Below are 20,851 nucleotides of genomic sequence, written 5' to 3'. Positions count from 1 at the left end.
TTTTCAGCTCGGGTACCTCAGCCGAGGCGCTGACGCAGCGAAGCCAGCTCGTCGTGCAGGTTGGACGGCACCTTGTCGCCGATCTTCGCGAACCACTCCTCGATCAGCGGCAGCTCCTGGCGCCACTCCTCGTTGTCCACCCGCAGCGCGGCCTCGACGTCGGACTTGGGCTCCTCGATGCCCTCGATGTCCAGGTCGTCGGCGGTCGGCACGAAGCCGATCGGGGTCTCGGTGGCCGAGGCCTGGCCCTCGATCCGGCCGATGACCCACTTCAGCACGCGCGAGTTCTCGCCGAATCCCGGCCACAGGAAGCGCTTGTCGTCGCCGCGGCGGAACCAGTTGACGTAGAAGATCTTCGGCAGCTTGGTGGCGTCGGCCTCCTTGCCCAGCGAGATCCAGTGCTTGAAGTAGTCGGCAGCGTGGTAGCCGAGGAACGGCAGCATCGCCATCGGGTCGCGGCGCACCTCGCCGACCTTGCCCGCGGCCGCGGCGGTCTTCTCCGAGGACATGGTGGCGCCCATGAACACGCCGTGCTGCCAGTCGCGCGACTCGGTGACCAGCGGCACCGTGGTGGCGCGGCGGCCGCCGAACAGGATCGCCGAGATCGGCACGCCCTTCGGGTCGTCCCACTCCGGCGCCAGGATCGGGCACTGCGACATCGGCGTGCAGTAGCGCGAGTTCGGGTGGGCGGCCTTCTCGTCGGACTCCGGCGTCCACTCCTGCTGCTTCCAGGAGGTGGCGTGCTCGGGCGTGCCCTCCATGCCCTCCCACCAGATGTCGCCGTCGTCGGTCAGCGCGACGTTGGTGAACACCGAGTTGCCCTGCTCGATGGTGCGCATGGCGTTCGGGTTGGTGTGCCAGTTGGTGCCCGGCGCGACGCCGAAGAAGCCGAACTCGGGGTTGACCGCGTAGAGGCGGCCGTCCTCGCCGAAGCGCATCCAGGCGATGTCGTCGCCGAGGGTCTCCACGCGCCAGCCGGGAATGGTCGGCTGCAGCATGGCGAGATTGGTCTTGCCGCAGGCGCTGGGGAAGGCCGCGGCGATGTAGTACGCCTTGTCCTCGGGCGAGATCAGCTTGAGGATCAGCATGTGCTCGGCGAGCCAGCCCTCGTCACGGGCCATCACCGAGGCGATGCGCAGCGAGTAGCACTTCTTGCCGAGCAGCGAGTTGCCGCCGTAGCCGGAGCCGTAGCTCCAGATCATCCGCTCCTCGGGGAAGTGGGTGATGTACTTGGTCTTGTTGCACGGCCACGGCACGTCCTGCTCGCCCGGGTTCAGCGGGGCGCCGACCGAGTGCAGCGCGGGCACGAACTCGCGCTCGGTGCCGTCCTCGGTGACGAACTTGTCCAGCGCCGCCTTCCCCATCCGGGTCATCACCCGCATCGAGGCGACCACGTAGGCGAAGTCGGTGATCTCGATGCCGAGCTTCGGGTCGTCGTCGCCGAGCGGGCCCATGCAGAACGGGATGACGTACATCGTGCGACCACGCATGCACCCGCGGTACAGCTCGGTCATGGTCGCCTTCATCTCACCGGGGTGCGCCCAGTTGTTCGTCGGCCCGGCGTCTTCCTCGCGCTCGGAACAGATGAACGTGCGCTCCTCGACGCGCGCGACGTCGTCCGGGTCGGAGGCGGCCCAGAACGAGTTGGGCTTGGCCTTGAGCGGCACGAAGGTGCCCGCCTCGACCAGTTCGGCGTTGATCCGCGCGGACTCCTCCTCGGAGCCGTCCACCCACACCACTCGGTCGGGCGTGGTCAGCTCAGCGACCTCCCGCACCCACGCCAGGACCTTGCTGTGCGTGGTCGGGGCGGCGTCGAGTCCGGGGATGGCTACTGCAGTCATCTCTTCTCCTGAACTCCGACGAAAAAGCCCACACACCGAACTTGCGTCCGGGGCGGGCTCCTTCGCCGGCGACCGAATGGCTTCGCACACCGGCTGCGGGAACCGGTGTGCTGGATTGGGGATTCTTGGAGAGTAACCGGATGGACGCCGAGTAACCGAGAGGTGGCCTGTCGGTTCTCTCACAGGAACGATAAGGGAATCGATTCAGTTGTCGCCGGAACGGCCGAACCGCGAAGTTCTTCCTGTCTCCGCCCTGGTCCGGGGCGGTTCCGCGACCCGAAAAAGGTGCTCTGCGTCTCACTCGAACGCGCGTTATCGCTGCGTTTTGCCCGATTTCGCCGGAGCGCGATTGTCTGCCAGGACAAGGCAATCCGCGAATCGCGGACCAGTGGTCCACGAGTTGCGCGAGACCGGGGCGGGGCCCGGAAAAGCAACCGGCCCGGCGCCACGAGGGCGCCGGGCCGGTGCGAAAAGGACGGTCGAGCCGGGAACCGGGTGGATCAGTTGGGGCTGATCCACTGGCCGGTGCTGGAGTCGATCTTGGCGACCCCCTCCACCGGCTGGGAGCCGTCGCCGCCCCAGGCGGCGTCGCTGGTCGGGGCGGCGGCCGAGTCGACCAGGTTGGAGCTGCCGGTCTCGGTCCACTCGCCGTCGCCGGTGTGCTCGTAGGTGGTGGAGGCACCGCTCGAGTCGATCACCACGGCGAGATCGGCGTCGCCGTCGCCGTCGACGTCGGTGAAGCCGATCGTGTTGCCGGAGGAGTCCTCGACGATCGCGGTGTCGTTGATGCCGTCGTTGTCGGTGTCCACGGTGGCCGGCCCGACCTCCACCTCACCCTCGGGCAGGTCGGCGGTGATCCCGCCTTCGCTCCCGGTCTGGGTGCCGGGGTCGGTGTCGTCACCGGGGGTACCGCCGGAGCTGACATCGATCCAGTCACCGGAGGCCTCGTCGTAGGCCGCGTGCGAGACGACCTCGCCCTGCGCGTCCAGCTCGATGAACTCGTCGGCGTCGCCATCGGCGTCGGTGTCGACGAAAGCCTGGACGCCGCCGTCGTCGGTCTCGATCGTCGCGGTGTCGTTGACGCCGTCTTCGTTCATGTCGAAGTTGACGTCAGCGGTGTACTCCTCGCCGTCGACGGTCACCGTCATCTCGTCCGCGGCAGCGGTGTCGGTGGTGTCGGTGCCACCGCTCTCGTCGACCCACACGGGAATTCCCCCTTCGCCAGGAGTCGCCCCGGCAGTTCAAGGATGTTGTCTTCAGCGGTTATGACTCACCGTAGGCCGGTTCGGTTCCCGGGCACAACAGCCGGTCACTACGAAGGCAGCCCCAGCGCCCCCAGCGTCACGCACCAGCGGTCGTTGGTGGTGCCGAGGCTGAGACGGTAGCGCAACTCGCCGTCCTCGTAGCTGTCCGGGTTCGCCAGCTTGCCGTCGATCCAGTACCCGGCGCTGGCGGCGGACTCGGTGCCCTCCTCCGGCGACAGGGTCATCTCGACTCCCTTGGTGGTCAGCTCCTCGCGGATGCCGTCCACGTACTGCGGGCCGAGCGAGCAGCTCAGCGCCACGATGCTCTCGGCGTCCTTGTTGTTCACCGCGTTCACGTACTGCTGCGCGGTCTCGCGCGGATCACCGCTGGTCCCGCTGTCGCTCAGCAGCACCACCAGCAGCACCGTGCCGCCGCCGAGCAGCACCACCAGCCCGACCACCAGCCCGATGATCAACCCGGTCCGGCTCTTCTTCGGCGGCGGCTGCGGCGGATAGCCGTAGGGCTGCTGACCGTAGGGCTGTTGTCCGTAGTACGGCTGCTGCGGCGGCTGGTTCACGATGTCTTGTCCCTCAGCGTCCGGATCCGGGAGAGGAACCCCTCGGCGCGCTCCCGGCCCTCGTTCACCTGCGTGATCCGCTTGGTGACCAGGCTGAGCTTCTTCGCGCGCTCCTGGGTGCCCATCTTGATCGTCTTGTCGACTTCCTTCAGCTCGGCCTCGATCGCCTCGATCCGGCGGCCGAGCGCCTCGTCGAGCGCCAGCGACAGCTGCTGCTCCGCCTCGATCAGCTGCTCGGCGACCAGCTGGTCCAGCGTGGAGCGGGCGTCCGCGATGGACTCCACCAGCCACTGCTTCATGTGCTGCTTGTCCGCCGCGTGCCGCCGGGTCCTGGCCATCCACCAGCCGGCGCCCAGCCCGATCACGATGGTGGCGGGCAGCACCACCGGGTTGAACAGGGCGAACCCGGCCAGCGGCGCGGCCACCAGCTTGCCCGCGCCGACCCCGCCGGAGACGCCCATGAACACCAGCAGCTTGTCCTCGGCGGTCGGCGGCCGCTTGTCCGGCGGCCGCAGCACCACCGGCGGGCCGCCCGCCCTGGCGAACTGCGCGCGGATGACGTCCAGCTCCTCCGGCGAGAACAGTTCGGCCAGCGCCACGTCGGTCACCTGGTTGAGCCGCTGCGCCAGGGCCAGCGACATGCGCTGGGAGATCGTCTGCAGCGCGACGTCGACCTGCCCGGGCAGCTCCTGGATCTGCTCGCGCTTGGCCGCGTCGATCTGCTGGCGGAAGTAGGACTGGGCGTCGCGCATCTGGCGGTTGCCCTCGTGCCCGATCTCCACCCTGGTCCGCTGGATCTCTCCGCGCAGCCGCAGCTGCCAGCCGCGGGTGGACGACCGGCGCTCGGCGGCGAGCTGGTCGCGGCGTTCGCGCAGCGACTCGGCCTCGGCCTCGCCCGCCGACAGCGCGCGGCGCTCGCCCTGCAGCTTCGCGTGCTGCTCGGCGAGTGCGCTGGACAGCGCGCGCAGCGTGTTCGCCTCCCCGAGCATGGCGGACCGGCCGACCAGCATCTCCTGCATCGCGGCCTGCAGCTCGGCCACGCCGGACCGCTCGCGCAGCATGGTCATCGCCTGCTCGTTGGGTGCCTTCGCGGCCATCTCGAACATGCGCGCCGAGACCGGGTGGAACACCGAATCGGCGAAGCGGGGCGCGTGCTCGCGGAGCAGCTCGCGGTCGGCGTCGAGCACCTGCCGCCAGCCGCGGAACTGGTCGGTCTTGGTCAGCGCGAACAACACCGTCTCGACGCGGTCGCCCATGCTGCGCAGGAAGTTCAGCTCGCTGGAGGTGAACGGCGCCGAGGCGTCCACCACGAACAGCAGCGCGGTGGCGTTGGCCGCCGCCTCCATCGCCAGCTCGGCGTGCATCGAGTCCAGCCCGCCCACGCCGGGGGTATCCACAATGGACACGCGTTCGAGCAGCGGGACCGGGCCGCTCACCTCGACGTAGCGCGGCGGGAGCTGGCCCTCCGGCAGGTCGTGGCCCGCCGACACCCAGCGGATCAGCTCGTTCATCTCGACCCCGACCGGGGCCAGCTGACCGGGGTAGCAGGCCTGCGCCGACCACGCCTCGGCGTGCTCGAAGACCAGGTAGGTCGCGGTGGCCACGTTCGCGTCGACCGGGGACAGGCCCGGCATCGCCAGCAGCGCGTTGACCAGGGAACTCTTCCCGCGGTTGGTCTCGCCGACGACCACCACGGAGGGCTTCTTCGGCCGGGCCTTGCGCAGGTCCTCCACCCACCTGGCGGCCTGCGGGTCCAGCTCGCGCAGCAGCGTCAGCAGGGTTTCCCTGGCCTGCTTCACCTGCGCGGGCAGGGTGGGCTTACCGACGGATCCGAGTGCGGCTGGTGCGGTCACGCACCAAAGGCTATCTACTTCCGGGTGTACACGGTGACGATCGGGGCACGAAGCAGCCGGTCGCGGTCGGCGAAGCCGACCACCTCGGTCTCCGCGACGATGCCGTCCAGCGCCGGGTCCTCGGTCGGCACCGCGCCGCCCGCCTCGTGCACCGCCGGGTCGAAGCGCTCACCGTCCGGGCGCAACGCCCGCACGCCGACCTCGGCCAGGCCCTGTTCCAGGCGTTCCACCACACCGCCACTGCGTGCGCGGTCCAGCGCGTACAGGCACAGCTGGATCAGCGTTTGCCGTTCGACGGACGCCTGGTCCACGTCCCCGCCGGGCACGATCACTCCTACGGGCTCCACATCGGGTTCCGACGCGGCGGGCCGCGCGGCGGTTCCGTCCACGGACTCGATGATTTCGGCGAGGCTGGTCGCGGCGATCTTGCTGGTCGGCTCGTCGTCGGCGTCGCTCACGTCGATCCGGTCGTTCTTGCGGGACCACAACGACATCCCTGCCACCCCCACACCCCGAACGTTGTCCGGGGAAAAATAGCCCAGTGCTACCGGCGGCCGTCGATGAGTACGGCAAGTCCGTCGAGGATTCGCTCCAGGCCGAACGCCAGCGCGTTGTCCTGACCGCCATCGGCCGACTCCGCCACCGCCGCGGCCATCGCCGGGAAGCGCTCGCCGTGCGCGGCCATCAGCGCGCCGAGAGTCCGGGAGAAATCGGCTTCCGGGGTGGCCGAGTTCCTGGCCTGCTCGGCGATGGCCCGCAGGTGCCCGGACAGCGTGGCGACCGCGTCCAGGCGTTCGGCGCCGGTCAGGCCGGTGCCGTCGAGCGCGGCCAGCGCGCGATCGACCCAGCCCAGCTCGTACGGCCCCCACACCCGCGGGCACAGCGAGCTGTCGAGCAGCCACGGGTGCCGGTCGAGCGCGGCGTACATCCGCCCGCACCACTCGCCGAGCTGCGTGCGCCAGTCGCCGTCGGCCAGGTCGACCGGCTCGCCGAAGGCCCGGTCGGTCATCACCGCGACCAGGTCGGCCTTGCCCGGCACGTGCCGGTAGAGCGACATCTTGGTGAAGCCCAGTTCGTCGGCGATCCGCTGCATGGACACCGCGGCCAGGCCCTCGGCGTCGGCCAACTCGGTGGCCACCGCGACGATCCGATCCACGCTGAGCACCGGTTTCGGGCCGCGGGCGCCGGGGGTGCGGGGCTCCCACAGCAGCTTCGCGCCGGCCACGCCGTCGATCACCGTCACGGGTGCTCCTCGCGAAAAAGGACTTGCCAACAAAACTGCTTCCACTGTACACAGTAATAACTGTTTCCATGGGATACTGTTTTGGGGGACGAGATGAGCGGCAAGAACGTGCTGATCTCCGGCGCGAGCGTGGCCGGACCGGCACTGGCCTACTGGCTGGGCCACTACGGCTTCCGGCCGACCGTGGTGGAGGTGGCCCCGGCCCCGCGCGAGGGCGGGTACGCGGTGGACTTCCGCGGGGAAGCGCACCTGACCGTGCTGGAGCGGATGGGCGTGCTCGAGAAGATCCGCGAGCGGCAGACCGGCGGCATGCCGTCGCGGTTCGTCGACAAGCGCGGCCGGGTGCGGCTGGAGCTGCCGATCGAGTTCGCCGGTGGCGCGGTGGAGATCCGGCGCTCCGACCTGTCCACGATCCTGCGCGAGCACAGCGCGAACACCACCGAGTACGTCTTCGGCGACTCCATCAGCTCGCTGACCGACACCGGCGACGCCGTGGAGGTGACCTTCGAAAGCGGGCTCGAACGCACCTTCGACCTGGTCATCGGCGCGGACGGGCTGCACTCGAACGTGCGCGGGCTGGCCTTCGGGCCGGAGGAGCGGTTCGTCAGCCACCTCGGGTACTACGTCGCGGGCTGGGAGCTGCCGACCCCGTCCTGGCTGGGCGAGACCTCGCTCGGGCACACCGCCCCCGGCAAGTACGCGGGGGTGGGAATCGACCACCTGGACCCGGCGATGGCCGGGGCCTACGTGGTGTTCGCGTCACCGGAGCTGACGTACCACCGGCGGGACGTCGACCAGCAGAAACGGCTCATCACCGAGGGGCTGGCCGGGATGGGCTGGCGGGTGCCGGAGATCGTGGCCACGCTCCCCGCGGCGGAGCAGCTGTACTTCGATTCGATCAGCCGCGCCGACGTGCCTTCCTGGTCGACCGGCCGGATCGGGCTGATCGGCGACGCCGCGTGCGGGGCCACCCTCGGCGGCATGGGCACCGGGACGGCGATGGTCGCGGCCTACGTGCTGGCCGGGGAACTGGCCAGGTCCGACCACCGCACCGCCTTCACCCGCTACGAGGACCTGCTGCGGGACTTCGCCACGGCGTGCCAGCAGGGCGGCGATCGCACCGGCCGGTTCTTCGCCCCGAGCTCCGCCTTCGCCATCTGGCTGCGGGACAAGTCGATGAGCAACAAGCTGCTGATGAAGCTGATGCTCAAGGCGGGCGAGGAGATCAGCCAGAACGTCAGCCTGCCGGACTATCGGTCCGTATCTGCTGCCAGATGAGGAAGTACGCCCGGTGCACCACGTGCGCGACCCGGCTCTGCGCCGGGGTCGCGCCGAAGGAGGCGAACGACCGCCACCAGCCCGCGCGTTCGAGCGCGTAGGCCGCCAGTTCCGGCCGGGGACGGCCGGGCATGCCCAGCTGCGCGCCGATGTCGGCGTTGCTGCCGACCCGCAGCACCTCCTCGGCCAGGTCCTCCGGCATGTCGACCGCGCCGGAGGCGACCAGGGTCAGCGCCTCCAGCAGGCGCAGCTGGTGCGCCTCCGGCTTGGCGAGCAGCACCTCGATCGCGTCGTGCACGCGCTGGCGTTCGGCCGGGTCACCGGAGGCGTGCGCCAGCGCGGTCACCGAGGCGAGCGCGGCGGCGGCCTTGATGCCGTCGGCGCGGGCGGCGAACACCATCGCCAGCCGGGCGCGGACCGCGGCCAGGCCGGAGGCGTCGAGCAGCTTGCGCCGCAACGCGCCCGCGGTGAGCTCCGGTTCGGCGCGGATCGCGTCGATCGCGCTGCGGATGCCGTAGAGGTCGAGCTTCTCCAGCAACCGCAGCCGGATGCCGGACGGGACGTCGCACTCCCAGGTGGTGAAGATGTCCGCGGAGATCAGCATGGTCTCCAGCGAGGCGCCGTCGACCTCGGAGAGCTGGCGGAGCGCGTCGGCGTCGGCGGAGGTGAAGGCACCCGACTCGGCGGACTCGGCGAGCAGGCCGATCACCGGCAGCACGTCGGCCACCCGCGGCTTCAGCGTGGCGGCCTGCTTCTCGGCGAGCATGGTCGCCGCCTTCCACACGTCGTCACCGGCGCCGTCCACCGACTCGGGCGCGATCGTGTCGGCCTTGTTGAGCACCGCGATCGCGTTCACCGGGCCCGCCTCGCGGCTGGCCGTGGCGGCGGTGAAGGCGGCCAGCGCCTGCTGGTCGTCGGCACGCACGCCCTGGGTGACCACGTAGAGCACGGCCTCGGCCCCGGCGACGGCGTTGCGGGAGGTGTCGTCGAGTTCGTCGGAACCCTCCTCGTCGCCGTCCTCGCCCTTGCGGTGCTTGGCCGCGCCGAGCAGCTCCTCGGTGCGCGACACCGACGCGGCGTCGAGCGAGCCGAGGCCGGGGGTGTCGATCACCGTCATGCCCTGGAGCACGGCGTTGGTCAGGTACGCCTCCAGGTGCGACACCTCGTCGATGTTCACGCCCAGCTCGGCCGGGATGCTGCCGTCCGGCGCGAACGGGAGCACCTGCTTGCGGCCGTCGAGGAAGACCACCTCGACCCGGTCCACCGTGCCGTACTGGAAGCGGGTGACCAACCGGGTGCACTCGCCCACGTCGGTCGGCGCCACCCGGCGCCCGATCAGCGCGTTGACCAGGGTGGACTTCCCCGACTTGATCCGGCCGGCCACGGCCACCTGCAGTGGCGCGCCGAGCCGGCGCATCACCTCGGCGAACCCGGCCGCGGTGCGCGCGGAGACCTGGGACTGCAGCCGGTGGCAGAGGTTGCCGACCGAGGTGGACAGGGGCCCCGCGAGGCGCCCACCCTGTTCCGCCGGTGCCGTCACGCGCTTCCCTCCCCGATGCCGCGGGCTGACTGCCGTCGGGGGTAATCATGCCCGTCATCCTGCGGTCGCATCGAAGGTGGTCCCGGCGGGCGACGCGGCCTTCCGGCCAGCGGACCTACGCTTGATTCCGTGCGCCGGCTCAGTCTCTGGTTACGGAAACACCCGATGGTCGGGGACAGCTGCATAGCCCTGTTGCTGTTGTTGTTCGACCTGCTGCTCTTCGTGGTGTCGGCCAGCGAGGAAACCGGGCTGGCGGTCCACCCGTGGTACGTCACCGTGCCGGTGGACTTCCTGGTCGTGCTGCCGGTGGTGTTCCGGCGCAAGCGGCCGGTGTGGGCGGGTTACGCGGCACTGCTGATCGGCACCGTGCACGGCGGGCTCGAACTGGGCATCGCCGGGTTCTTCGCCGGCATGATCGCGGTCTACACCCTGGTCGTCTACGCGGGACGGCGCCACGGCGCGCTGTACCTGCTGATCACCATGGCGGCCAGCACGATCCAGCTGTTCGTGCAGCGCACCGACGAGTTGATGATCAACCTCATCCTGGTCGTGCTCGCCTACGCCTTCTGCTGGCTGCTGGGCGAGTTCGTCGGGGCGCGGCGCGCGTACCACGCGGAAGTGGAGGCCAGGTTGCACCTGCTGGAGACCGAACGAGACCAGGCCACCCGGATCGCGGTGGCCAACGAACGCGGCCGGATCGCGCGCGAACTGCACGACGTGGTCGCGCACGCGGTCAGCGTGATCGTGGTGCAGGCCGACGGCGCCTCCTACGCCATCCGATCCAACCCGGACCTGGCCGAGCGCGCGGTGCAGACCATCTCCGAGACCGGCCGCGGCGCGCTCGCCGAGCTGCGGCGGCTGCTGGACGTGCTGCGCAACGAGGACGCCGAGAACGAACCGCGGGTGCCGCAGCCCAACGCCAGCTCGCTGACCGAACTGGCCCAGCGGGTCGGCGCCGCCGGGGTACCGGTCGAGGTGGAGGTCGACGAGAACTTCGACGACCTGCCCGCCGGGGTGTCGCTCGGCGTCTACCGGATCGTGCAGGAGTCGCTGACGAACACGCTCAAGCACGGCGGCCCCGGCGCGAAGGCGGTGGTCAAGGTGCACCGCCAGGCCGACGGCGTGCGGATCGAGGTGACCGACAACGGCAACGGCGTGCGGCCGGTGCCGGTACCGGCTCGAGGCGCCACGGCGGCGACGGGCGCACCGGCCATGACCGCCCAGCTGCCCGGCGGCAACGGGCTGATCGGCATGCGCGAACGGGCGAACGTGCTCGGCGGCAAGCTGGAGGTCGGCCCCCGGCCGGGTGGTGGCTGGCGGGTGCACGCCACGCTGCCGGTTAGGTTGGACTCGTGATCCGGGTGGTGCTGGTCGACGACCAGGAACTGATGCGCGTCGGCTTCCGCATGGTGCTCGGCGCCCAGCCCGACATCGACGTGGTCGGTGAGGCGGGCAACGGCGAGGAGGCCGCGCGCCTGGCCGCGGAACTGCGGCCCGACGTGGTGCTGATGGACGTCCGCATGCCGGTGCTCGACGGGGTCGAGGCGACCAAGCTGATCGTCGACGCCGGGACCGCGCGCGTGCTCGTGATGACCACCTTCGACCTGGACGAGTACGTCTACGCCGCGTTGCGCGGCGGGGCCAGCGGCTTCCTGCTCAAGGACACCCCGCCGGACCACCTGGTCTCCGCGTTGCGGTCGGTGGCCGGCGGGGAGGCCGTGGTGTCGCCGTCGGTGACGCGGCGGCTGCTGGACCGCTTCGTCGGCACCGGGGGCGCGCCGTTGCGGGACGCCTCCGTGCTGAACGTGCTCACCGAACGGGAGCGCGAGGTTTTGGTCTTGATCGCCAAGGGAATGTCCAACACCGAGATCGCCGAGGCCCTCTTCCTGTCCGAGGCCACGGTGAAAACGCACGTCGGGCGCATTCTGGCGAAACTCGATCTCCGCGACCGGGTGCAGGCGGTGGTGCTCGCGTACGAGACCGGCCTGACCCGTCCGGGTGTTTCTTAGCGAATTCAGGGTCCCCTCAGGGGGATCACCGATCGCCTACTACCTCCGGGCAGGCCAAGCTACGACTGCAGTCGGGTGGGAAGTTGGCTCCCAGGGATGACGCGCGACGGTGCGGCGCCGGGAAACGATGGGTCTCGCATCCGGCGATCCGCTGCCGAGGAGGAGACATGATCGAGGCAGAAGGCCTCACCAAGAGGTACGGGAAGACGCTCGCCGTCGACCAGTTGTCGTTCAGCGTGACCGCCGGGCGGGTGACCGGCTTCCTGGGCCCGAACGGCGCCGGGAAGTCCACCACCATGCGGATGATGCTGGGGCTGGACAACCCGACCGCGGGCCGCGTGCGCATCGGGGGCAAGCGCTACCACGAGCTGAAGAATCCACTGAGGACGGTCGGCGCGCTGCTGGACGCCAAGTGGGTGCACCCGAACCGCTCCGCCCGCGCGCACCTGGCGTGGATGGCGAAGTCGAACAAGATCCCCGCGAGCCGGGTGGACGAGGTGCTCGACACCGTCGGCCTGACCTCGGTGGCCGGCAAGCGCGCCGGCGGTTTCTCGCTCGGCATGTCGCAGCGGCTGGGCATCGCCGCCGCCCTGCTCGGCGACCCCGAGGTGCTGCTGTTCGACGAGCCGGTCAACGGCCTCGACCCGGAGGGCATCCTCTGGATCCGCAAGTTCATGCACCGGCTGGCCGACGAGGGCCGCACGGTCTTCGTCTCCAGCCACCTGCTCTCCGAAATGGCGCTGACCGCCAGCGAGCTGGTGGTGATCGGTAAGGGGAAGCTGATCTCGCAGAGCTCCACAAAGGACTTCGTGGCGCGGGCGTCGGAGAACACGGTGAAGGTGCGCAGCCCGCAGCAGGGCCAGCTGGGCCAGCTGCTGGTCAACGCCAGCGCGCAGGTGACCGAGGACGACGGCGCGCTCATCGTGTCCGATTTGGACAGTGCGAAGATCGGCGAGATCGCCGCCCAGCACAATCTGGTGCTGCACGAGCTGAGCCCGCTGCAGGGCTCGCTGGAGCAGGCGTTCATGCAGATCACCGGGGACTCCGTGGAGTACCACACCGGACTGGAGACCGAGGCGGCGCAGGTGCTCGCGCCGAGCGGTCAGTGACTTTTTCGAGGATTCGGGGATAGCCATGACTCTGCTCGCAGTCGAGCGCATCAAGTTGTTCACCACGCGTTCACCGTGGTGGTGCGCGCTGATCACGCTGGTCGTCACCATCGGGTTCGCCGCGCTGATCACCGGCACCACCGAGAACATCGAGTTCGTCACGGTGGGCAGCGCCGAGTTCGGGTACACCTTCGGCCTGGCCGTGGTGATGGTGCTGGCCGCGCTGGCGGTCACCACCGAGTACCGCTTCGGCACCATCCGCACCACCTTCCAGGCGGTGCCGCACCGCGGTTCGGCGCTGCTGGCGAAGACCGTGGTGGTCGCGCTGCTGGCGCTGGTGGTCGGGGAGATCGCCGGGTTCGGCTCCTGGGGCATCGCGAACCTGCTGCAGCCCGAGGCCGACCTGGCGCTGAACACCACCGCCGAGTGGATCAACGTGGCCGGCATCGGCCCGGTGTTCGCGCTGGCCGCGGTGGTCGCGGTGGCCGTCGGCATCCTGATCCGCCACAGCGCCGGCGCGATCTCGCTGCTGCTGATCTACAACCTCGCGGTCGAGGGCCTGGTCCCGCTGATCCCGTCGGTCGGCGACGACATCCACAAGTGGATGCCGTTCAACGTGGCGCACAAGTTCGTCACCGGGGACGGTTCGGCCAACGGCGCGCTGGGCGCCGAGGCGGGCCCGCCGCTGTCGTCCTCGACGCTGAGCCCGGGGTGGGCACTGGCCTACTTCGCCGGCTTCGCGGTGATCATGCTGGTGATCGCCATCGCCACGGCGAAGAAGCGGGACGCGTAAAGACCTCTACAGGGGAAAAAATCCGGCTCCGCGGCACGGGGGTGCGCAGACCGGATCGGGGGAAGGGACCCGGGTCGCCGTTCGGGGGGCGACTCGGGTCCTTTCGTGTGCGGAAAAAAAGATCACCGGATGACGCCGTAAACGGGTAGTAACGAATTCCAAGATCTCAACGACATACTGAACACGCACTACTGCGCGCAGCCGGGTTAAGACCACGTAAAAGCGCTGTGGGTTCGCTCACAGAAAGCGGACATCCGGCCGCTGACCAGGCATTTTCAATAGTGAACCCGTCACGGAACTCTACGGAGGTGACCCTTGACGGTGGTGGAAACCGATCGAGGAGTCGAAGGCAGCATCCCCGCCCAGCGACCGGCCTCACCCCAGCCCCGGCTCGAGCCGATGGTGGGCCTCGAATGGTCGCAGGCGATCGAATTGCCCCGCATCGTGGCGGGGGCAGGCAAACCGTCCGACATCCGGCGTGCGTGGGTGCACCGCGGTCCGGAGGACCAGGTGCTCGCGCTGTACCGCGCCACCGCGGCCGGCGGGGACGTGGTCCCCGCGCCCTGGTGGCTGCGTGCGGTGGTGGCCGGTGAACTGGACTCGCGGGAGAGCGGCTTCCGGGTGGAGGACCGCATCGCCCAGCTGCTCAGCCGCCGCCCCGGCTGGGAATACGTGCCCTGGGCGGCCGACGGTGAGTCCGGGTACTGGGAGTTCATGCCCTCGGAGGGCGGCTCCGCCGGGCACCGGATCCCGACGACCATCCTGAACACCGACCGGCACCCCGGCTGGATCGACGTGCTGCCCGCGCACAGCGGCCCCACGCCGAACCCGATCGCGGTGTCCGGGCTGGCCGGGCTGCGCGCCCGGCTGGGGGAGTTCGAAGCGGTGCGCTGACCGGCAGTTAGAGGGCGCGCGAAGAGGGTCGGTGGATGGCCGTCGTGATCGAGGTGGTTCCTGGCGGTGCCGCGCAGGCATCGCCGTACTGGACCGTACTTCGATGTCGGCGCGGTGCCGCCAGGGACCGCCTCGGCGCGACGGGCGCCGCCACGCCCTGTTCGCGCGCCCTCTAAGTTTGCCGGGTGGAAAGCGAACACCAGCCGCGGTTGCGCAGCGTGGTCAGTTACGTGCAGCGCGGCGGCCGGATGACCGTCGGGCAGCAACGCGCGTGGGAAGAGCACTGGCCCTCGCTCGGGCGCAAGGTGGCCGAACTGGACGAGGGACCGGTCGACTTCGACGCGTGGTTCGGCCGGTCGGCGCCGGTCCTGCTGGAGATCGGTTCCGGCATGGGCGAGACCACGTCGCAGCTCGCCGCGGCCGCACCGGAGCTGAACTACGTCGCCGTCGAGGTGTACGAGCCTGGCCTCGGCCAGCTGATGCTGCGTGCCGAAAAGCTGGGCGTGGAGAACCTGCGCCTGATCAACGGCGACGCGGTCGTCCTGCTGACGAAGCACGTCCCGGCGGATTCGCTGCACGGGGTGCGCATCTTCTTCCCGGACCCGTGGCCGAAGAAGCGCCACCACAAGCGGCGCCTGGTGCAGCCGGACTTCGTCGCGCTGGTGGCCTCGCGGCTCGAGCCGGGCGGCACGCTGCACCTGGCGACCGACTGGGAGAACTACGCCGAGCAGATGCTCGAGGTCTGCTCGGCCGAGCCGACCCTGGTGAACCGCTACGACGGCTGGGCGCCGCGGCCCGACTGGCGCCCGGTGACCAAGTTCGAGAACCGCGCGGTCGAGGAGAACCGGATCAGCCACGACCTGATCTTCGAACGCCGCTGAACGCTATGAGTGGGGCATTACTTGCAATCAACGCAAGTAATGCCCCACTCATAGCAATCCCTCACTCGTCGGCGAGGGGTTCGGCGCGCACCCGGTTCAGGGCCGGGGTGCACACCGAAGCGGCCAGTACGGCGACCAGCGCGCCCAGCGCCACCGGCGCCAGGATCCACGGGCTGAACACCACCGGCCCGTCGTCGACCATGCTGAACAGGCCGAGTCCGACGATCGCGCCGACCACCCCGGCGCCGATCGTGGCGACGAGCGCGGGCAGCGCCGCCTCCGTCCGCAGGGCCCTGGCCAGCGTGCGCACCGGGGTACCGGCCGCGATCAGCGCGCCGAAGGTGCGCCGCCGGTCCATCACCGAGCCCGCGGTGGCGATCGCCGCGCTGCACCCGGCGAGCACGCCGGCCGCGACCAGCCCGATCACCGTGACCCGGCGCAGGTCGGCCAGTTCGATCTGCTGGTTGCCCAGGATCAGCTCACGGCTGTTGATCTGCGTTCCGGCGGCCGCGTTGACCAGTGCCGTTCGCACCACCTCGCGGGTTGCCGGGGTGGTCGGCGCGGCCAGCGTGTAGTACTGCGCCTGCACGCCCTCGGGCACCGCCGACGGGTCGATGAACACCGAGCTGAACCGGTCGTCACCCCGCGCCGCGACCGACCGCGAGACCGTGCCATCGGGCAGCGGCTTGCCCGCGCTCTGCCCGTCGGACACCTGCAAGCCGGTCAGATCCATCGGCGTCGCCGAGTAGACGGCGGGCTTGCCGTCGCAGGTGCCGGGGTCGAACCGCAGCAGGCTGCGCGCGTTCTGGCAGTCGAGCACCAGCGCGTACCGGCCGCTGTCCGGCGAGGTCCCCAGCGACACCTGCGGAATGGGGGTGACCCGCTCCGGCACGCCGTAGCGCGCCAGCTCGCCGTTCGCCTTGTCCGCGATCTGCTGCACACCCGCCGCGTCGGAGTCCAGGTAGAGCACCGAATCGTGGAAGGAACGGCCGCCACCGGCCAGCGATTCGAGGCTCGGCAGCAGGGTCAGCGCCATCGAACCGGCGAACACCGCCAGCACCACACCAGCCGACGCCCGGTAGGCGCCCTTCGGGTCGTCGCGCAGCCGCCGCCCGGCGAGCAGGCCGGCCGGTTTCCGCCACACCCGGACGAAGATGCCGCCGACCGCCGAGGTCACCCACGGCCCGATCACCGCCGCCGAGCCGACCAGCACGAACAACCCGCCGAGCACGATCAGCACGCCGCCGTTCTCCTTGGCGGTCGAGATGGCGAAGAAGAAGAACAGGCCGGCCGCGGGCAGCGCGAGCAGGCGCCACCAGTGCAGCGGCTTCTTGGTGTGCCCGCCGGTGGCGCCGAGCGGGGCGGTGACCACCCGCCGCATCCCGGCGACCGCGGCCAGCAGCACCAGCGCGGGCAGGGCCACCGCGATGCCGATGCTCAGCGGGAGCGGCAGCGCGAAGTCGTCGGCCTGCCAGGTGCCGCCCGCCCACGGGACCACCGTGGCCAGCAGGTTCACCAGCGGGCTCACCGCCAGGCCGAGCACCGCACCGGCCACCGAGGCGAGCGCGGTTTCGGCGGCGACCATGCCGATCACCTGCTTCGGCGTGGCCCCGGCCAGCCGGAGCGCCGCCAGCCGCTGCTCACGGCGGGCGGCGGTCAGCCGGGCCGAGGACGCGACCAGCACCAGGCTCGGCACCAGCAGCACCACCACGCCGACACCGGAGAGCAGTTGCAGCAGCGGATCCGGTTCCGCACCGGTCGTCGGGAAGCCCTGAACCGGCATCGCGTTCTGCGGCATCTCCTCCGGCGCGTGCCCGACCAGCGCGACCAGCTGCTCCGGGAAGGCGAGCGACTCCTCGCCGAGCAGCCCCCGCTGCCCGGTGCCGAAGCGGTCGGACAGCTGCGAGGCCATCCGCGAGTCCATCAGCTGGGCCAGTTCCGGCGACACCAGCGCCTCGCCGGGACCGGGCAGCCGGTCGATCCCCGGCGGCAGTTTGTCCACTTGCGACAGCTGCGCCACGTCGACGCGGGTGATCTCCCTGCCCTCGAAGTAGTCCTGCGAGATCGCCTTGGACAGGTTCGCCACGCCGTCGGCCTGCTCGCTGAACACCTGCTGCTGCCACAGCGCGCGCTCGGCCCGCGCCTGGGTGCCGAACGGCAGCCCGATCAGCAGCAGGACCAGCGCGGTCGCCACGGCCACCCCGACGCCGGTGAGGATCGCCGAGACCCGCGTCCGCCGGTCGCCGCGCAGCACGCGCACGGCCATCTGGAACGGGTTCATGCCGCGACCCGCACGTCGATCCGGCCGTCGCGGATGGCCACCGTGCGCGGCATCGACTCGGCCAGCTCGCGGTCGTGCGTCACCACGATCACCGCGGCCCCGGTCTCGTGCGCGGTGGCCAGCAGGGCGCTCATCGTGTCGCGGCCGGTCCGGGTGTCCAGCGCGCCGGTCGGCTCGTCGGCGAAGATCACCTTCGGCCGGTGCGCGAGGGCGCGGGCGATCGCCACGCGCTGCGCCTCACCACCGGACAGCTCACCCGGGCGCCGCTGCTCCTTGCCCGCCAGGCCGAGCCGGGCCAGCCAGCCGCGGGCGGCGGTCACCGCCTCCTTGCGCCCGGCCCCGGCGAGCAGCTGCGGCAGCGCCGCGTTCTCCTCGGCGGTCAGCTCGGCGACCAGCATGCCCGACTGGAACACGAAGCCGAACTCCGTGCGCCGCAGCTCGCTGCGCTTGGTCTCGCTGAGCTGGTCCACCCGCTGGCCGCCGAGGTGGATCGCGCCGTCGTCGGCCTTGAGGATGCCGGCCAGCACGTGCAGCAGCGAGGTCTTGCCGGAGCCGGACGGCCCGACGATGGCGATCGCCTCCCCGGCGTGGACGTCGATGTCCACCCCGGCCAGCGCGTACTGGGCGCCGTAGCGCTTCACCAGCCCGCGGCCGGACAGCACGGGTGCGCCGTCGTTCGTCCACTGTGGATTCTGCACCGGATTTCTCCCTGGTTTCTCGGACCTTCGTCGTTGCCGAGAAGACTCGCCCAGCCGGTGGTCCCGGTACTTCGGGCAGACGGCCACAGCCCGCTCGGCGAACCTCGGCCGATCGGCCGAGGGGGAGATGGCCAGGCGGCCAAGGTGCGCACCGCGCGCGATCCTCTACCGTCGCTTCCGTGCCCACCCTCGACCAGCTCGCCGTGCGCGTCACCGGCTTCCTGCGGTGGCTCGGTGTGCCCGGCATCGTGCTGCTCGCGGCCGTCCTCTGCGACGTCGCCGTCATCGGCTCGGCCGCCTTCGACAACGTGGGGCCGCGCTTCCACGACCTGGCCATCGTGCCGGGCATCGTGCTGATGGCCGCCTGCGCGATCTGGGCCCGCACGCAGCCGGTGGCCGCGGCGTTCACCGGGGCGCTGGTGCTGGTGTGCTCGTCGCTGGTGTTGAACCTGGCCGGGGTGCCGACCTACTCGACGGTGCTGGAGAACCTCTCGTTCGCGGAGATCGTCGCCGGGGTCGAGCTGGTCATCTTCGTGGTCCGCGCGGCCCATCCCGGGGTGGCCTTCGCGGGGACGTTCTCCCTGGTCGTGGCCTGTCTGCTGGGGATCGCCGCCCGGGCGAACAACGATCCGGTCAGCACGCTGGCCGACGGCCGGAACGGGTTGTTCGGCGCCGGCCTGCTGTTCGCCGCGGTGCTGTTCGGCATCGGCGCCAGGAGCCCGGCGCAGCAGCAGCGCAAGAGCAAGCTCGGCGACCTGTTCAGCGGGCAGTGGCCGCTGGTCGGCCTGCTGTCGGTGCTGTTGTTCATGGAACTCGGCGAGGCGGTCAGCGTGGGCCCGCGGGCCGCGCCGACCCTGCTCTGCTCGCTGGCCGCGGGCGCGCTGGCGATGGTGGGGAAGCGGCGGCCGGTGCTCTCGGCGTACGTGCTGGCCGGGCTGATGCTGGTCTCCGCCGTGGCCACCCGCCTGGTGCTGCGCGACCACTCCAGTTACGTGCTCGCCGGTGGGGTGCCGATCGGGCAGGTCGGTGCCGGTGCGGTGATGGTGGTGCTGCTGATCCGGCACACCACCACCGCCCGGGCCTGGCCGTCGATCCTGGTGCTCTCCGGCGCGGTCGCGCTCAGCGCGATGGCCAACGTCCGGCGCGACGGCCCCACCCTCGACTTCGACGACCTCCAGCCGCACATCCTGTCCGCCTTCCTGGTGCTCGGCATCTCCATCGCGACCGGGTTGTTCCTGCGGTCCCGCGACTCCGAGCGCAAGCAGGTGGTGCAGTCCGCGGTCACCGACGCGCAGACCGCCGAGCGGATGGCGCTGGCCAGGGAACTGCACGACGTGGTCGCCCACCACGTGACCGGGATCGTGGTGCAGGCGCAGGCCGCGAAGATGGTCGCCGGGAAGAACCCGCAGATCGCGGTGGAGGCGATGGACCGCATCGAGAGCGCGGGCACCGAGGCGCTGGCGGCCATGCGACGGCTGGTGCGCAGCATGCGCGGCGACAACCCCGCGGGCGCCACCGATTTCAGCGAGCAGGCCACCATGAGCCTGGCCGCCGACCTGCACAAGATGGTCGAGGCGGCGAACCACGGGGTGTTCACCAAGATCGAGCTGAACCTGCCGGACAACCTGCCGCAGGAGGTCGCGCGGTCGGCGCTGCGGCTGGTGCAGGAGTCGCTGACGAACATCGGCAAGCACGCCGCCGGCGCCAGCGTCGCCTGGGTTTCGGTGCGCGAGGAGCAGGGCGAACTGCACATCCGGGTCAGTGACAACGGGCGCGGGGAGAGCCAGCGCGGCGCGCAGATCTCCGGCGGATACGGTCTGGTCGGCATGCGCGAACGGGTCGCGCTGCTGCACGGCAGGCTGTCGGCGGGCCGGGCGCCGGAAGGCGGCTGGCTGGTCGAGGCGTGGTTGCCACTGGCGGCTCAACAGGGAGCGGAATGATCCGGGTGCTGATCGCCGACGATCAGGAAATGGTGCGGATGGGGTTCCGCATGATCCTCGACGCGCAGGACGACATCGAGGTGGTGGCCGACGTGGCGAACGGCGTGGACGCCGTGCGCCAGGCCCGCGAACTGCGGCCGGACGTCTGCCTGCTCGACATCCGCATGCCGGAGCTGGACGGGCTGGCGGTGACCAAGCAGCTCGCCGGGCCGGAGGTGGCGGACCCGCTGAAGGTGGTCGTGGTGACCACCTTCGACCTCGACGAGTACGTGCACACCGCGTTGCGCAACGGCGCCAGCGGCTTCCTGCTCAAGGACGCCGGGCCCGCGCTGCTGATCGAGGCGGTGCGCGCGGCCGACCGCGGCGACGCGCTGGTCTCGCCGCAGATCACCGTCCGCCTGCTCAAGCACTTCGACAGCAAACCGGCGCGGAAGCAGATCGATCCGCCGTCGGAGTCGCTGACCGCGCGCGAAATCGACGTGACGAAGGCGGCCGCCCGCGGGTTGACCAACACCGAGATCGGCACCGAGCTGTTCCTGTCGCTGTCCACGGTCAAAACGCACCTGGCTTCGGTGCAGAGCAAGATCGGCGCGCGCAACCGGGTGGAGACCGCCGCCTGGGCGTGGCGTTCCGGTCTCATGGACGACTGAACCACCGTCTAGAATCCCG

General features: G+C 70.6%; 18 protein-coding genes. 9 read left to right on the top strand and 9 right to left on the bottom strand.

The annotated features are described in order from the left end of the window. Positions 1-17: 17 nt before the first annotated feature. From JYK18_RS12505 to JYK18_RS12480, 6 genes are all read right to left on the bottom strand, one after another. Positions 18-1,841, bottom strand: coding sequence for a phosphoenolpyruvate carboxykinase (GTP) (locus JYK18_RS12505; protein ID WP_206802242.1), 1,824 nt, complete (start codon positions 1,839-1,841; stop codon positions 18-20). Positions 1,842-2,341: 500 nt separating this feature from the next. Then, positions 2,342-3,046: a DUF6802 family protein gene (locus JYK18_RS12500; protein WP_206802241.1), complete on the bottom strand. Its 705-nt coding sequence runs from the start codon at positions 3,044-3,046 to the stop codon at positions 2,342-2,344. Positions 3,047-3,153: 107 nt separating this feature from the next. Beyond that, entirely contained in the window at positions 3,154-3,663 is a 510-nt protein-coding gene (locus JYK18_RS46630; protein ID WP_242579075.1) for a hypothetical protein, read from the bottom strand. After that, positions 3,660-5,516, bottom strand: coding sequence for a dynamin family protein (locus JYK18_RS12490; protein ID WP_206802240.1), 1,857 nt, complete (start codon positions 5,514-5,516; stop codon positions 3,660-3,662). Before JYK18_RS12490 ends, JYK18_RS46630 begins: the two co-directional genes overlap by 4 nt. A 14-nt stretch (positions 5,517-5,530) precedes the next feature. Beyond that, positions 5,531-6,010: a nucleotide exchange factor GrpE gene (gene grpE, locus JYK18_RS12485; RefSeq protein ID WP_206802239.1), complete on the bottom strand. Its 480-nt coding sequence runs from the start codon at positions 6,008-6,010 to the stop codon at positions 5,531-5,533. A gap of 50 nt (positions 6,011-6,060) precedes the next feature. Next, the gene (locus JYK18_RS12480; RefSeq protein WP_206802238.1) at positions 6,061-6,759 is read right to left on the bottom strand and encodes a TetR/AcrR family transcriptional regulator; all 699 of its coding nucleotides are present in this window, start codon (positions 6,757-6,759) and stop codon (positions 6,061-6,063) included. A 93-nt stretch (positions 6,760-6,852) separates the two neighbouring features. On the opposite strand from JYK18_RS12480, the gene JYK18_RS12475 reads away from it, so the two are divergent. Then, positions 6,853-8,037 carry an FAD-dependent monooxygenase gene (locus tag JYK18_RS12475; protein ID WP_206802237.1) on the top strand — a complete coding sequence of 395 codons (1,185 nt, stop codon included), beginning with the start codon at positions 6,853-6,855 and terminating at the stop codon, positions 8,035-8,037. Here the strand turns inward: JYK18_RS12475 and JYK18_RS12470 are convergent. Next, on the bottom strand, positions 7,997-9,577 hold the full coding sequence (locus JYK18_RS12470) for a dynamin family protein (protein WP_206802236.1): 1,581 nt from the start codon (positions 9,575-9,577) through the stop codon (positions 7,997-7,999). The genes JYK18_RS12475 and JYK18_RS12470 overlap by 41 nt on opposite strands. Before the next feature lie 165 nt (positions 9,578-9,742). On the opposite strand from JYK18_RS12470, the gene JYK18_RS12465 reads away from it, so the two are divergent. The 6 genes from JYK18_RS12465 to trmB all read left to right on the top strand — a co-directional run bounded on the left by JYK18_RS12465 (position 9,743) and on the right by trmB (position 15,263). Then, positions 9,743-10,933, top strand: coding sequence for a sensor histidine kinase (locus JYK18_RS12465; protein WP_206802235.1), 1,191 nt, complete (start codon positions 9,743-9,745; stop codon positions 10,931-10,933). Further along, the gene (locus tag JYK18_RS12460; RefSeq protein ID WP_206802234.1) at positions 10,930-11,586 is read left to right on the top strand and encodes a response regulator transcription factor; all 657 of its coding nucleotides are present in this window, start codon (positions 10,930-10,932) and stop codon (positions 11,584-11,586) included. Before JYK18_RS12465 ends, JYK18_RS12460 begins: the two co-directional genes overlap by 4 nt. A 167-nt stretch (positions 11,587-11,753) precedes the next feature. Then, on the top strand, positions 11,754-12,695 hold the full coding sequence (locus JYK18_RS12455; RefSeq protein ID WP_206802233.1) for an ATP-binding cassette domain-containing protein: 942 nt from the start codon (positions 11,754-11,756) through the stop codon (positions 12,693-12,695). A gap of 25 nt (positions 12,696-12,720) precedes the next feature. Then, entirely contained in the window at positions 12,721-13,488 is a 768-nt protein-coding gene (locus JYK18_RS12450) for a hypothetical protein (RefSeq protein WP_206802232.1), read from the top strand. A 399-nt stretch (positions 13,489-13,887) separates the two neighbouring features. After that, positions 13,888-14,382, top strand: coding sequence for a hypothetical protein (locus tag JYK18_RS12445; RefSeq protein ID WP_206804189.1), 495 nt, complete (start codon positions 13,888-13,890; stop codon positions 14,380-14,382). A gap of 185 nt (positions 14,383-14,567) precedes the next feature. Continuing rightward, positions 14,568-15,263, top strand: a complete 696-nt coding sequence (gene trmB / locus JYK18_RS12440) for a tRNA (guanosine(46)-N7)-methyltransferase TrmB (protein ID WP_206802231.1) — start codon at positions 14,568-14,570, stop codon at positions 15,261-15,263. Positions 15,264-15,324: 61 nt separating this feature from the next. Here the strand turns inward: trmB and JYK18_RS12435 are convergent, their stop codons facing one another. Both JYK18_RS12435 and JYK18_RS12430 read right to left on the bottom strand, forming a co-directional pair. Continuing rightward, positions 15,325-17,544, bottom strand: coding sequence for an FtsX-like permease family protein (locus JYK18_RS12435; protein ID WP_206802230.1), 2,220 nt, complete (start codon positions 17,542-17,544; stop codon positions 15,325-15,327). Continuing rightward, positions 17,541-18,242, bottom strand: a complete 702-nt coding sequence (locus tag JYK18_RS12430; protein WP_206802229.1) for an ABC transporter ATP-binding protein — start codon at positions 18,240-18,242, stop codon at positions 17,541-17,543. Before JYK18_RS12430 ends, JYK18_RS12435 begins: the two co-directional genes overlap by 4 nt. Before the next feature lie 179 nt (positions 18,243-18,421). On the opposite strand from JYK18_RS12430, the gene JYK18_RS12425 reads away from it, so the two are divergent. Next, complete coding sequence (locus JYK18_RS12425; protein WP_307795883.1) at positions 18,422-20,182, top strand: sensor histidine kinase; 1,761 nt, start codon at positions 18,422-18,424, stop codon at positions 20,180-20,182. Further along, entirely contained in the window at positions 20,179-20,832 is a 654-nt protein-coding gene (locus tag JYK18_RS12420) for a response regulator transcription factor (RefSeq protein WP_206802228.1), read from the top strand. The genes JYK18_RS12425 and JYK18_RS12420 overlap by 4 nt, the downstream gene beginning before the upstream one ends. Positions 20,833-20,851 lie beyond the last annotated feature (19 nt).

The organism is Amycolatopsis sp. 195334CR (assembly GCF_017309385.1).
GTDB lineage: Bacteria > Actinomycetota > Actinomycetes > Mycobacteriales > Pseudonocardiaceae > Amycolatopsis.
The sequence above is the reverse complement of the archived record's forward strand: the minus strand, read 5'-3'. Positions and strand labels throughout refer to the sequence as shown.

Excerpts from the sequence above, each read along its gene's own strand:
- JYK18_RS12505 (WP_206802242.1), bottom strand. The coding sequence starts at position 1,841 with ATGACTGCAGTAGCCATCCCCGGACTCGACGCCGCCCCGACCACGCAC.
- grpE (WP_206802239.1), bottom strand. The coding sequence starts at position 6,010 with ATGTCGTTGTGGTCCCGCAAGAACGACCGGATCGACGTGAGCGACGCC.
- JYK18_RS12475 (WP_206802237.1), top strand. The coding sequence starts at position 6,853 with ATGAGCGGCAAGAACGTGCTGATCTCCGGCGCGAGCGTGGCCGGACCG.
- JYK18_RS12465 (WP_206802235.1), top strand. The coding sequence starts at position 9,743 with ATGGTCGGGGACAGCTGCATAGCCCTGTTGCTGTTGTTGTTCGACCTG.
- JYK18_RS12455 (WP_206802233.1), top strand. The coding sequence starts at position 11,754 with ATGATCGAGGCAGAAGGCCTCACCAAGAGGTACGGGAAGACGCTCGCC.
- JYK18_RS12450 (WP_206802232.1), top strand. The coding sequence starts at position 12,721 with ATGACTCTGCTCGCAGTCGAGCGCATCAAGTTGTTCACCACGCGTTCA.
- JYK18_RS12445 (WP_206804189.1), top strand. The coding sequence starts at position 13,888 with ATGGTGGGCCTCGAATGGTCGCAGGCGATCGAATTGCCCCGCATCGTG.
- JYK18_RS12435 (WP_206802230.1), bottom strand. The coding sequence starts at position 17,544 with ATGAACCCGTTCCAGATGGCCGTGCGCGTGCTGCGCGGCGACCGGCGG.
- JYK18_RS12420 (WP_206802228.1), top strand. The coding sequence starts at position 20,179 with ATGATCCGGGTGCTGATCGCCGACGATCAGGAAATGGTGCGGATGGGG.